The sequence below is a fragment of the Streptomyces sp. NPDC019224 genome, from assembly GCF_040632605.1.
Classification (GTDB): Bacteria; Actinomycetota; Actinomycetes; order Streptomycetales; family Streptomycetaceae; genus Streptomyces.
Map to the genome: position 1 here is coordinate 31,079 of NZ_JBEYCF010000014.1, position 11,953 is coordinate 43,031.

An 11,953-nucleotide genomic window follows, 5' to 3' on the forward strand; every position below is an offset into this window, starting at 1 on the left:
TCAGATCTTCCGCGCGGCCGGCCCCAGCCGCCGGTCCTTCAGCGCGGGGAACCGCTCCCGCGTCCTGGCGACCTCGGCCGGGTCGAGCTCCACGGTCAGCACCTCCTCGTCCGCGCCCGCCTCCGCGAGCACCTCGCCCCAGGGGTCGACGACGAGGGAGTGGCCGGCCTGCTGGACGCCGGCATGGGTACCGGCGCAGCCGACGGCCAGGACGTATGCCTGGTTCTCGACGGCGCGGGCCCGGGCGAGCAGGGTCCAGTGGGCGCGGCGGCGTTCCGGCCAGCCGGCCGCGACGACCAGGGTTTCGGCGCCGGCGTCGACCAGGCCGCGGAACAGCTCCGGAAAGCGGAGGTCGTAGCAGGTGGCGAGGCCGAGCGTGGTCTCCGGGAGGGGGACGGTCACCAGGTCCTCACCGGCGCCCATCATGACCGCTTCGCCCTGGTCGAAGCCGAAGCGGTGGATCTTGCGGTAGGCGGCGGCCCGTTCGCCCTCGGGGGAGAAAACGAGCGTGGTGTTGTAGAGGGTGCCGTCACCGGCCCGTTCGACGAACGATCCGGCGTGCAGCCAGACACCTGCTTCGGCGGCGGCCTTGGCCATCACGTCGTGCGTCGGGCCCGTCAGGGGCTCGGCCTCGTCCTCGAACGCCGTGTACGCGAAGGCCCCGACCGGCCACAGCTCGGGGAGCACCACCAGATCCGCGCCGCGCTGGGCCACGACCAGGGACGCGGCGCGTTCCCGGCGGGAATCCACGGGTTCGTCCGGGTCTACTGCGATCTGGATGAGGGAGGCGCGCACACTACCACCGTCCTGGCATTCGAGTCGTCAACACGGGCCTACGATCGTCACACGAAAGCACTGCCGGGGTGCCTGCTCGCAGCGTAACTTAGCCACCGAACCTCATCGCCGCTCGCAGCCCGCAGCCCGACCGTCCGCGCCCAGTTGCCCATGCACCGCAGAACCGCACGAGGGGTCCCGTGACCGTCCATTCCAGCCTCCAGACCTACGCCGATGCCTGGACCCACTCCATCGAGTCGATAGCCGAGCTGGTGGGCCCGCTCGCGGAGGGCGACTGGAACGGCCGTACGCCCTGCCCCAACTGGTCCGTGCGCGACATCGTGTCGCACGTCATCGGCATGGAGTGCGAACAGCTCGGCGACCCGCGTCCGATCCACACCCTGCCGCGCGACCTCTTCCACGTGCAGAGCGATTTCGCCCGCTACATGGAGATGCAGGTCGACGTCAGGCGTCACCACACCGCGCCGGAGATGACCTCCGAGCTGGAGTACACGATCATTCGCCGCTCCCGGCAGCTGCGCAACGAGACGCGTGCCCCGGAGACCATGGTGCGGGCGCCGCTGGGCGCCGAGCAGACCCTGGAGACGGCGCTGCGGATGCGCGCGTTCGACGTCTGGGTGCACGAGCAGGACCTGCGTACGGCCCTGGGCAGGCCCGGCAACCTGGACTCCCCCGGCGCCTTCGTCGCCCGCGACGTCCTGCTGCAGGGGCTGCCCAAGGTGGTGGCCGGGAGCGCGGGCGCGCCGGCCGACTCGGCGGTGGTGCTGGACGTGCACGGGCCGCTGGAGTTCCTGCGGACGGTACGGGTCGACGCCGAGGGACGCGGTTCGCTGGATGTGGCCCCTTCGCTCGGTCCGGTCGTGACGCTCTCGATGGACTGGGAGACGTACGTACGGCTGGCCTGCGGCCGGGACCGGCCCGCCGCGGTCGCGGACCGGGTCAAGGCCGAGGGCGACCAGGACCTGGCCGAGGCCATCCTCCGGCACTTCGCCGTCACCCCGTAGGGCCCGGGGCAGCTCACCGGCACACAACGGCGCCCGCCCCCGCCGAGGGGGGACGGGCGCGCCGCCGTTCTCGCGCTCTCACGCAGGCACGTGCACGGCCTCCACCCGGCTGACCACGTGGTGCTCCCGCTCCCGGCGCGCCGCCCTCGCGCGCAGCCGCAGGATCTGCGCGATCCCGAGCGCCTCCAGGACGAAGACGGACGAGAACGCCACCCGGTAGTTGTCGCCGGTCGCGTCCAGCAGCACACCGACGGCGAGCAGCGTGGTCATCGACGCGATGAAGCCGCCCATGTTGACGATGCCGGACGCGGTGCCCTGGCGCTCGGGCGGGTTGGCCGGGCGGGAGAAGTCGAAGCCGATCATCGAGGCGGGCCCGCACGCCCCGAGGACCAGGCACAGGACGACCAGCAGCCACATGGGCGCGTGGTCCCCGGGGTGGAAGATCGTCGCCGCCCACAGCGCGGCCGTCGTGCCGACCGTGCCCAGCGCGAGCGGGACGCGGGCGGCGTGGTGGCGGGCGATGACCTGCCCGTAGACGAGGCCGAGCGTCATGTTGGAGAGCACCACCAGGGTCAGCAGCTCACCGGCGGTCCCCCGGCCGAGCCCCTGGTCCTCGACAAGGAACGGCATGCCCCACAGCAGCAGGAACACCATGGCCGGGAACTGCGTCGTGAAGTGCACCCACATCCCGAGCCGGGTGCCGGGCTCCCGCCAGGAGGCGGCGATCTGCTTGCGGATGTACGCGCCGCCGGCGTGCTGCGCGGGCGGTGGCTCGTACTCCTCGGGGTGGTCCTTCAGGAAGAGCAGGAGCAGCACCAGCACCACGACTCCGGCCAGTGAGCTGCCGACGAACGTGGTGGTCCAGCCGAAGCCGTGCAGGGCGCGGGCGATGAGCAGCGTGGAGACGAGGTTGCCCGCCATTCCGAAGAGGGCGGCGACCTGGCTGATCAGCGGGCCGCGGCGGGCCGGGAACCAGCGCGTCCCCAGGCGCAGCACGCTGATGAACGTCATCGCGTCGCCGCAGCCCAGCAGGGCGCGGGAGGCGAGCGCCGTGCCGTAGGAGGGGGAGAGCGCGAAGCCGAGCTGGCCGAGCGTGAACAGGACGGCCCCGAGGGTGAGGACGCGCTTGGTGCCGAGCCGGTCGACCATCAGGCCGACCGGTATCTGCATGCCCGCGTAGACGAGCAGTTGGAGGATGGAGAAGGTGGAGAGCGCCGAGGCGTTGACGTCGAACCGGTCGGCGGCGTCGAGTCCGGCGACGCCGAGGCTGGTGCGGAAGATGATGGCGACGAAGTAGACGGCGACGCCGATGCCCCAGATCCGGGCGGCGCGCCGGCCGCCGGGCGGGTCACCGGGCAGGGTGGGTGCGGCGGAACTCACCGGTCCTCACCCCGGACCAGCACCTTGACCCGGCTGACGTGGCGGCGCACGACCTGGGCGGCGCCCTCCGCGTCACCGGCCCTGAGCGCTTCCAGCAGCTCGCTGTGTTCCGCGATGTTGGCGGCGATCCTGTCGGGGTGGGCCTCCATGACGGCGACGCCCATCCGCAGCTGGCGGTCGCGGAGCTGGTCGTAGAGGCGGGACAGGATCTCGTTGCCCGCGTGGCGGACGATCTCGGCGTGGAAGCAGCGGTCCTTCACGGAGACGGTGGCCAGGTCACCGGCCTCGGAGAACCGCCGCTGCTCCTCCAGGAGTCCTTCCAGCCGGCTGATCAGCTGCGGGGAGGCGGGCACGGCCTTGCGGGCGGCGAACTCCTCGACGAGCAGCCGGGTCTCCACCACGTCCGCGATCTCCTGGGCGGAGACGGCGAGCACCAGGGCGCCCTTCTTCGGGTAGAGCTTGAGCAGCCCCTCGACCTCGAGCCGCAGCAGCGCCTCGCGCACCGGTGTGCGCGAGACGCCGACGGCCTCGGCGAGGCCGCCTTCGGTCAGCAGGGTGCCGCCCTCGTAGCGGCGGTCCAGGACGGCGTCCTTGACGTGCGTGTAGACGCGCTCGGCGGCCGGGGGCCGCTTCGCGGGCGGGGGCACGGGGGCGGGGCCGGGAGACGTGGAGGGCGCGGGGGCAGACATGCACACAGCATAGATACAACATGCACGCAAGCGTCGGCCCGTCCACGATGTGAGCGAGGAGACCGGTCCGCTACCGCCGGCAGGTCAGCAGAAGGGTCGTGCTCCCGTCCTCCTCCGGAATGTCCCGGACGTGCTGGAAGCCCACCTTCCGCAGGGCCGCCAGCGAGGCCGCGTTCGGCTCCGCCACGGTCGCGTGGACCTGCTCCAGGCCCAGCACCTCGAAGCCGTACGCGGTGATCGTCCGCGCGAGTTCGGTGCCGAGGCCCTGTCCCCACTCCTCGTACGCGAAGGCGTAGATCAGCTCGTGTCCCTCGACGGCCTTCGACGGCTTGATCTCCGCGTGGCCGACCATCCGGCCGTCCCGGCGCACGGCCCAGACGTCGAAGCCGTCGCCGCCGTAGGCGTGGGTGAAGACGCGGGAGAACAGGGTGCGGAGGCTGTCCTCGGGCTCGGGGCCGTCGCCCATCCACCGGGAGACCCGGGCGTCCGTGAAGAGGGCGACGAAGTCGTCCTCGTCGGCCGGCACGTACGGTTCGAGCAGCAGGCGTTCGCTGCGCAGGGAAGGCGTCATGCCGGGGGACGTTATCCCAGCCGCTACGCGGACGGCCCGTCGTTTTCCACCAGCCGCAACGTCGGGCGCCGGGGCGCGAACTCGCCGAGTCCGAGCGCCGCCTCGCGCCAGTGCGCGGCCAGTTCGAGCAGGCGCTCGTCGTCCTGGGGGTAGGCCGGCGGCGGCACGTCCGGCACGGTCCGCCACAGGATCGTCGCGGCGAACCGGACCGCGTGCAGCGCGGCCGTCGTATGCGCCTCGACCCCGCCCTCCCCCAACTGCCGCAACGCCTCCAGGCGCTCGGCGAGGGCGAGGAGCTCGCCGTACGCCCTGACGGACTCCTGCGCACGCACGACATCGTCCACGGTCACCTCCGGCCTCTGGGGCGCTCGGCGCACCTGTCGCTGCGGTACGTCGGGCCGGCTCGCCGATCCCCGCGCCGGAGCTCGCGCCCGGGGGCTCGGATGTGACGCCGATGGTAGCCCCTGGCCACGGGGCGCAACCGTCCCGCGACATCCGCAAGCCCGTTCCCCGCCCCCGGATGTCATAAAAAATCACCCCCTCCCCGACCACAACCAAGGGGCCCGGTCCTTCGTCTTATCAGCGCAGCGGCACCCTTATGTGGCCGCATTCCAGGGGCATTTGGAGCGTTCAACTTGAAACTCGGCATTAAGTCCATAAGGCGCACTTCCGCGACCGCCACGGTGGCCCTCACGACGGGCGCCCTGATCGCGGGCGGCGCGTTCGCCTCCACCGCGCAGGCCGCGGCGCCCAAGGCGCCCTCGATCGTCGCCAAGGGCGGCTTCGTGATGAACAACGGCACCGGAAAGACGCTGTTCACCAAGGCCGCGGACACCCGCCGCTCCACCGGTTCGACGACGAAGATCATGACTGCCCGCGTGGTGCTGGCCCAGAAGGGCCTGAACCTGGACTCCAAGGTCACGATCCAGAAGGCGTACAGCGACTACATCGTCTCCAAGGGCGCCTCCTCGGCCCGTCTGATCGTGGGCGACAAGGTCACCGTCCGCCAGCTGCTCTACGGCCTCATGCTGCCGTCGGGCTGCGACGCCGCGTACGCGCTGGCCGACAAGTTCGGCTCCGGCACGACGCGTGCGGCGCGGGTGAAGTCGTTCATCGGCAAGATGAACAGCACCGCCAAGACGCTCGGCCTGAAGAACACGCACTTCGACTCGTTCGACGGCATAGGGAACGGTTCCAACTACTCGACCCCGCGCGACCTGACGAAGCTCGCGAGCAGCGCGATGAAGTACTCCACGTTCCGCACGGTCGTGAAGACGAAGTCGACGAAGCAGAAGGTCACGACGAAGAGCGGCGGCTACCGCTACATGTCGTGGACCAACACGAACAAGCTGCTGGGCAGCTACAGCGGCGCGATCGGCGTGAAGACGGGCTCCGGCCCGGCGTCCAAGTACTGCCTGGTCTTCGCCGCCACCCGCAACGGCAAGACGGTGATCGGCACGGTCCTGACCTCGTCGTCCGAGGTGAACCGCACGGCGGACGCGAAGAAGCTGATGGACTACGGCTTCAAGAAGTAGGCCCCTGGGGCGGCCCGCACACGACAGCGTGCGGGCCGCCCCCGGTCAGCCCGTGGCCGGGATGAACCGCGTCCCCTCCACGCCGCCGTAGCGGTCGGTCTCGGCCGGCCACGCCCTCTTGCCGGTGGCCGTGCCCACGGCCGGCGCCTCGATTACGGACCGGTCCGGCATGGCGCCTTCGCGCCGGCCGCACCGCCGCCGTCCCCGCAGGCGGCCGACGACCCTGCCGCCGGCACGACCCCGTCCGCGGCAACGGCCCACCGGCGTGCCGTCCCTCTCCCCCCATCGATCCCCTTGACCCGCTCTTCGCGTTCTTCGCGTTCTTCGCGATCCCAACGACCCTGACCGCCAAGGGGTTTGGGAGCGGCGGGCCGCCCGAAAACCGGTGGCAGCCCACCGGCCCGCCCGGCTACCGTCCAGCCGGGCCCTGCCGTACGCGGCACGGCCGCCGTCTCTGCCGTCCGTGGAAGGGCGTTCCGTTGTACATCGCGTGAGACCTCCCCACTGCTGATCTGTCGCGCGTCGCGTCTGTGCGCCGCGCTGCTTCCCGCTGCGGATTTCTCACACTGAAACCGGTGTACACCTGTGCCCACCCATTGGGCCGTCGTGCCCACACGCCTGCCCCTCGTCCTGCGCCGCTGCCACGCCTGCGCGTCCGGCAGCTTCCGGCCGCACGGCAAGTTCCGCGTCAACGCGAACCACAAGCTGCTCGACGCCTGGCTCCTCGCGCTCTGCACGGGGTGCGGGGACACCACGGGAATCACGGTCCTGGAGCGCGCCCACGTCCGCTCCGTACGGCCCGAACTGCTGGACCGGATGCACGCCAACGACCCGGCTCTGGCGGCCGAGCTCCTCCAGGACGGCCTCGTCCGGCGCCGCAACCACGTCGCCCTCGACTGGACGGGCGCGTGGCGCCTGGACACCGGGGGCGTGGATCACCTGGACCGCGAGGCGGCCGAGGTGTCGGTCCGCTTCGCGGCCCGGATTCCCGTCCGCCCGCTCCGCCTGATCGCGGACGGCTGCGGCCTCTCCCGGGGCGAGACGGAACGCCTGCTGGCCGAGGGCGGACTCGTCTCGGCGGTCCGCCTGACCGGCAGACGCACGGACGACTTCGGCTTCCTGCTGAAGCGGTGAGACGAAGGGGGCCGGCGCCGGAGAGCACCGGCCCCCGGACCGCCCGGGCGCCAGTGCGCCGCGAGACGCCAGTACGCCGCGAGGCTTCAGTGCGCCGCGAGGCGGCCCACGAGCCCGATCGCGCGGGCCAGCAACTCCCGCTCCTCCTCGCTCAGTTCCGCGTCGATGGCGCGGGCCAGCCAGTCGGCCCGGCGCTCCCGTTCCTCCTCCAGGAGCGCGCGCCCGGCCTCCGACAGTTCGACGAGGCTCTTGCGGCCGTCGGTGGGGTGGGCGCGACGCGTGATGAGCCCCTGGTCCATGAGCAGCCCGACGGCGCGCGCCATGGACTGCGGCCGCACGCGCTGACCCGCGGCGAGCTCGCTGGTGGTCATGGCGCCGTTGCGGTCCAGCTCGCCGAGGACGGCCACCTGGCCGAGCGGCATCTGGTCCTCAAGCTTCACGCGGCGGGTGAGCTTGCCCATCGCTGTGCGCAGCTCGGCGGCGATGACGGCGGATTCCGGGAGGGGCATACCGAACTTTAACGCGGGGGGTGGAAGCGGGGCTGCACAGCAGAACTGTTCAGCAAAGCTACTCAGCAATACTGAACAGCATTGCTGTAGAGTCATGTCTCGCCGGGTCCCGCGCCACCGTCGTCGCAGCCGGACCCGGGCACGCGACAACGGGAAGGACCACTCCCATGACCGCCATCACCTCCGTCACCGGCCGCCGCGTCCTGGACAGCAGGGGCAACCCCACCGTCGAGGTGGACGTGGAGCTGTCCGACGGCTCGCTCGGCCGCGCCGCGGTCCCCTCCGGCGCCTCCACCGGCGCCCGCGAGGCTGTGGAACTGCGCGACGGCGACCCGGCCCGCTGGCACGGCAAGGGCGTCGACCGGGCCGTGCGCCACGTCAACACGGAGCTCACCGAGGCCGTCGTCGGCCGGGACGCGGAGGACCAGGCCGGCCTCGACGCCGCGCTCGTCGCGGCCGACGGCACCGCGACGAAGTCCCGGCTCGGCGCCAACGCGATCCTGGGCGTGTCCCTGGCGGCCGCCAAGGCCGCGGCGGCCGCGCACCGGCTGCCGCTGTACCGGTACCTGGGCGGGCCGGACGCCCGGCTGCTGCCCGTACCGATGATGAACATCGTCAACGGGGGCGCGCACGCCGACAATCCGCTGGACTTCCAGGAGTTCATGATCGCCCCGATCGGCGCGGACACGTTCGCCGAGGCGGTACGGATGGGCTCGGAGATCTTCCACACCCTGCGCCGCGACCTGCTGGCCGCCGGCCACTCCACGGGCGTCGGCGACGAGGGCGGCTTCGCGCCGTCCCTCCGTACGGCCGAAGAGGCCCTGGACTTCGTCGTGGCGGCCGTCGAGCGCACGGGATACCGGCCGGGAACGGACATCGGACTCGTGATGGACCCGGCGACGTCGGAGTTCTTCCGCGACGGCGTGTACGACTACGCGGGCGAAGGGGTACGCCGCACCCCGGCGGAGCACGCGGACTACCTGGTCCGGCTGATCGACGCCTACCCCGTCGTGTCGGTCGAGGACGCGATGGCCGAGGACGACCTGGAGGGCTGGCGCGAGCTGACCGCCCGCGTCGGCGACCGCTGCCAGCTCACCGGCGACGACGTGTTCTGCACGAACGACACCCTCCTGCGCGAGGGCATCGCCTCCGGCGTCGCCAACTCCGTCCTCGTGAAGGTCAACCAGATCGGCACCCTGACGGAGGCGCTGGCCACGGTCTCCACCGCCCACCGCGCGGGCTACACGGTCGTCATGTCGCACCGCTCGGGCGAGACCGAGGACACCACGATCGCGGACCTTGCGGTCGCCACGGGCTGCGGCCAGATCAAGACCGGTTCCCTGTCCCGCTCGGACCGCACGGCGAAGTACAACCAGCTGATCCGCATAGAGGAGGAGCTGGGCACGAGCGCCCGGTACGCGGGCACGGAGGCGCTGCGCGCCCGCCAGGGATGACGGGACAGCCCTTAGTGCCGCGGTAGCCGGGGTTCGCCCCGTCGCGACGCCAGGCACGCACTCCCGCGGCACCAGCCGGTACGGCGCACCTCCATCGCCTCGTGCTCGACGCGCGCCAGCTCGCGAAGGACGGCCCCGCCCTCCGCGAGCTGCGCCGCAGCGGCCGTGCGCCCGGCCGCCATCAGGAGCCCGGACACCCGGGGCCGCAGCCCGGCGGGGCCGGCGTGCTCCAGGACCAGTACCTCGACGGCACGCGCCCTACGGCCGGGCACGGCTGCTCCGGCAGATCGGGGACGGCGAGACTCACCACGTCCGGAGCGTACGAGCGTGGCTGGGGCTCGACTCCGGTTACGCGAGCCGGCTGCTGCGCGCCCTGGAGGAGCGGGCCGTCGCCCACGGCCGGGGCCCGGTCCGCCTGACACCGACAAGGCGCTCGCGGCGGCCGTCCAGCTCTGTCGGAACAGCGGCAGCGACGAGATCCCGGCCTTCAACGACGAGCCGTACGCCCGCCATTGGTTCGAGAAGCGGCTTGCCCCACAGGCGTGACGGAACCCTGGTGGAGGCCGCCGCAGGCGCGTACCATCCGGTCGGCCCCATGAGCCTCATGGGGTCACGGCGGAACCGGTCACACGACCCCGAGGGAGACCAGGGTGTCAGCGCTTCCCACCATCATCGTCATCGTCTTCCTCGCCCTGCTGGTGATCTGGATCATCACGGCGTTCACGGGCGGCCGGGGGAACGGCCGCTGACCGACTCCACGGAGCGGGCGGAGATCCGGACCGTGCGGTCCGGGATCTTCCCCCGAGAAAACCGCCGCCCTCGCCGTGCACCGGCGCGCCGGCTTCCGCGTCCTCGGCACACGGGAACGGATCGGGCGGCATCGCGGCGTCTGGCGCGACGTCGTCCTGGTGGAGCGCCGCAGCCCCGCGCCCCCTGACCCCGGAGCGCCGCCCCGGCGTCAGGAGGGTCGTCGTCACCACGTCGGCTCCCGGCCGCGCCGGCGTCAGAGGCCCGTCGCCACCCCGTCGGCCGGGAACCTCCGGCGCCAGGCGAGCGCGACGTGTACGAGACCGATCAGCACCGGGACCTCGATGAGCGGGCCGACGACCCCGGACAGCGCCTGGCCGGAGGTGACGCCGAAGGTGGCGACGGCGACCGCGATGGCCAGCTCGAAGTTGTTCCCGGCCGCCGTGAACGCCAGGGTCGCGGTGCGGTCGTACGCGAGCCCGAGGCCCTTGCCGAGCAGGAAGGTGCCGAAGAACATCACCGCGAAGTAGACCAGCAGCGGCAGGGCGATCCGGGCGACGTCCAGCGGTCGCGAGGTGATCGTCTCCCCCTGGAGGGCGAACAGCACGACGATCGTGAACAGCAGCCCGTACAGCGCCCACGGACCGAGCCTCGGCAGGACCTTCGCCTCGTACTCCGCGCGCCCCAGCTTCCGTTCGCCGAGGCGGCGGGTAAGGAAGCCGGCCAGCAGCGGGATGCCCAGGAAGACGACGACGTTCAGCGCGATGTGCCACACGGACACGTCCAGGCCCTGCCCGTCACCGAGATGCAGCCACCTCGGCAGCAGGTCGAGGTAGAGCCAGCCGAGCAGGCCGAACGCGACCACCTGGAACACCGAGTTCAGCGCGACCAGCACGGCCGCCGCCTCGCGGTCCCCGCACGCGAGGTCGTTCCAGATGATGACCATGGCGATGCAGCGGGCCAGCCCGACGATGATCAGGCCCGTGCGGTACGCGGGGAGGTCCGGCAGGAAGATCCACGCCAGCGCGAACATCACGGCGGGCCCGACGAGCCAGTTGACGACCAGCGACGACACCATCAGCCGCTTGTCCCCGGTCACACGGTCGAGCCGGTCGTAACGGACCTTGGCCAGCACCGGGTACATCATGACCAGCAGGCCGAGCGCGATCGGCAGGGAGACGCCGCCGACCTCGATCTCCGCGAGCGCGCCGCTCATGCCCGGGACCAGGCGTCCCAGGCCGAGGCCGGCGCCCATGGCGAGCAGGATCCACACGGCGAGGTAGCGGTCGAGGGTGGAGAGCTTCCCGACGACCGAGGGCGCCTCCTCCCGGGCGGGGGCGGGATCGGTGGCGGTCACGGGCAGGCCCTCTTGTTCTCGACGGCGCCGCGCGCCGAGGCGGCCAGCGCGGCGAACCGCTCGGACAGGCCGGCCAGCACCTCGGGCCTGAGCTTGTAGTACGTGAAGCGGCCGCACGGCTCGGTCTCCACGATCCCGGCCTCGCGCAGCACCTTCATGTGGTTGGACAGGTTGGTCTGGCGGGCTCCGGTCTCCTCGACCAGGTGGGTCGTGCACAGCGTCTCGCGCGCCAGCAGGTTCACGATCTTCAGGCGGAGCGGATCGCTCAGCGCCCGGATCACATCAGGATCGACTGAAGTCAGCATGCGCTGATACTGTCACATCAGCACGCACTGATGTGACAGCCGCAGCAAGGGAGACCGCCCACCATGGCCGACAAGCCGTCCGTCCTGTTCGTCTGCGTGCACAACGCCGGCCGCTCCCAGATGGCCGCCGCCTGGCTCTCCCACCTGGCCGGCGACCGTGTCGAGGTCCGCTCCGCCGGCTCCGCCCCGGGCGCCGCCGTCAACCCGGCCGCGGTCGCCGCCATGGCCGAGGTGGGCATCGACATCTCCGGCGAGACGCCGAAGATCCTGACGACCGACGCGGTCCGTGAGTCGGACGTGTGCGTCACCATGGGCTGCGGTGACACCTGCCCCGTCTTCCCCGGCAAGCGCTACCTGGACTGGAAGCTGGACGACCCGGCCGGCCAGGGGGTCGAGGCGGTACGCCCGATCCGCGACGAGATCAGGACCCTCGTCGAACACCTGATCGCGGAGATCGCCCCTTCGGCCTGAGT

General features: G+C 71.9%; 14 protein-coding genes and 1 pseudogene. 6 read left to right on the top strand and 9 right to left on the bottom strand.

Annotated features, from left to right (window positions below; all coding sequences use genetic code 11):
• Entirely contained in the window at positions 1-795 is a 795-nt protein-coding gene (locus ABZ564_RS11825; protein WP_360853567.1) for a carbon-nitrogen family hydrolase, read from the bottom strand.
• 179 nt (positions 796-974) lie between these two features.
• Between ABZ564_RS11825 and ABZ564_RS11830 the strand changes: the two genes are divergently transcribed.
• A complete protein-coding gene (locus tag ABZ564_RS11830; protein WP_360853569.1) occupies positions 975-1,799 on the top strand; it encodes a maleylpyruvate isomerase family mycothiol-dependent enzyme in 825 nt (274 codons plus the stop codon).
• Between the two features lie 78 nt (positions 1,800-1,877).
• On the opposite strand, the gene ABZ564_RS11835 is transcribed toward ABZ564_RS11830, so the two are convergent.
• From ABZ564_RS11835 to ABZ564_RS11850, 4 genes are all read right to left on the bottom strand, one after another.
• Positions 1,878-3,179, bottom strand: coding sequence for an MFS transporter (locus tag ABZ564_RS11835; RefSeq protein ID WP_360853572.1), 1,302 nt, complete (start codon positions 3,177-3,179; stop codon positions 1,878-1,880).
• A complete protein-coding gene (locus ABZ564_RS11840; RefSeq protein WP_360853574.1) occupies positions 3,176-3,868 on the bottom strand; it encodes a GntR family transcriptional regulator in 693 nt (230 codons plus the stop codon). The genes ABZ564_RS11835 and ABZ564_RS11840 overlap by 4 nt, the downstream gene beginning before the upstream one ends.
• A 70-nt stretch (positions 3,869-3,938) precedes the next feature.
• Complete coding sequence (locus ABZ564_RS11845) at positions 3,939-4,439, bottom strand: GNAT family N-acetyltransferase (protein WP_360853577.1); 501 nt, start codon at positions 4,437-4,439, stop codon at positions 3,939-3,941.
• A 23-nt stretch (positions 4,440-4,462) separates the two neighbouring features.
• A complete protein-coding gene (locus tag ABZ564_RS11850; protein WP_360853580.1) occupies positions 4,463-4,783 on the bottom strand; it encodes a hypothetical protein in 321 nt (106 codons plus the stop codon).
• 291 nt (positions 4,784-5,074) lie between these two features.
• Here ABZ564_RS11850 and ABZ564_RS11855 point away from each other — a divergent pair, with 291 nt between their 5' ends.
• Together ABZ564_RS11855 and ABZ564_RS11860 are read left to right on the top strand one after the other, a co-directional pair.
• Positions 5,075-5,974 carry a serine hydrolase gene (locus ABZ564_RS11855; protein ID WP_360853583.1) on the top strand — a complete coding sequence of 300 codons (900 nt, stop codon included), beginning with the start codon at positions 5,075-5,077 and terminating at the stop codon, positions 5,972-5,974.
• Between the two features lie 585 nt (positions 5,975-6,559).
• Positions 6,560-7,108 carry a DUF1062 domain-containing protein gene (locus tag ABZ564_RS11860; protein ID WP_360853586.1) on the top strand — a complete coding sequence of 183 codons (549 nt, stop codon included), beginning with the start codon at positions 6,560-6,562 and terminating at the stop codon, positions 7,106-7,108.
• Between the two features lie 86 nt (positions 7,109-7,194).
• On the opposite strand, the gene ABZ564_RS11865 is transcribed toward ABZ564_RS11860, so the two are convergent.
• Positions 7,195-7,617, bottom strand: a complete 423-nt coding sequence (locus ABZ564_RS11865; protein WP_360853589.1) for a MarR family transcriptional regulator — start codon at positions 7,615-7,617, stop codon at positions 7,195-7,197.
• Positions 7,618-7,784: 167 nt separating this feature from the next.
• On the opposite strand from ABZ564_RS11865, the gene eno reads away from it, so the two are divergent.
• On the top strand, positions 7,785-9,071 hold the full coding sequence (gene eno / locus ABZ564_RS11870) for a phosphopyruvate hydratase (RefSeq protein WP_360853592.1): 1,287 nt from the start codon (positions 7,785-7,787) through the stop codon (positions 9,069-9,071).
• A gap of 11 nt (positions 9,072-9,082) precedes the next feature.
• Here eno and ABZ564_RS11875 read toward each other — a convergent pair whose 3' ends face one another.
• The gene (locus tag ABZ564_RS11875) at positions 9,083-9,343 is read right to left on the bottom strand and encodes a hypothetical protein (protein WP_360853595.1); all 261 of its coding nucleotides are present in this window, start codon (positions 9,341-9,343) and stop codon (positions 9,083-9,085) included.
• 479 nt (positions 9,344-9,822) lie between these two features.
• On the opposite strand from ABZ564_RS11875, the pseudogene ABZ564_RS11880 reads away from it, so the two are divergent.
• Positions 9,823-10,000: pseudogene (locus tag ABZ564_RS11880) on the top strand (N-acetyltransferase); the annotation flags it as partial.
• A gap of 74 nt (positions 10,001-10,074) precedes the next feature.
• Here ABZ564_RS11880 and arsB read toward each other — a convergent pair.
• A complete protein-coding gene (arsB, locus tag ABZ564_RS11885) occupies positions 10,075-11,175 on the bottom strand; it encodes an ACR3 family arsenite efflux transporter (RefSeq protein WP_360853598.1) in 1,101 nt (366 codons plus the stop codon).
• On the bottom strand, positions 11,172-11,480 hold the full coding sequence (locus ABZ564_RS11890) for a metalloregulator ArsR/SmtB family transcription factor (RefSeq protein WP_360853600.1): 309 nt from the start codon (positions 11,478-11,480) through the stop codon (positions 11,172-11,174). Before ABZ564_RS11890 ends, arsB begins: the two co-directional genes overlap by 4 nt.
• 63 nt (positions 11,481-11,543) lie before the next feature.
• Here ABZ564_RS11890 and ABZ564_RS11895 point away from each other — a divergent pair, with 63 nt between their 5' ends.
• Positions 11,544-11,951 carry an arsenate reductase ArsC gene (locus ABZ564_RS11895; RefSeq protein ID WP_360853603.1) on the top strand — a complete coding sequence of 136 codons (408 nt, stop codon included), beginning with the start codon at positions 11,544-11,546 and terminating at the stop codon, positions 11,949-11,951.
• Positions 11,952-11,953 lie beyond the last annotated feature (2 nt).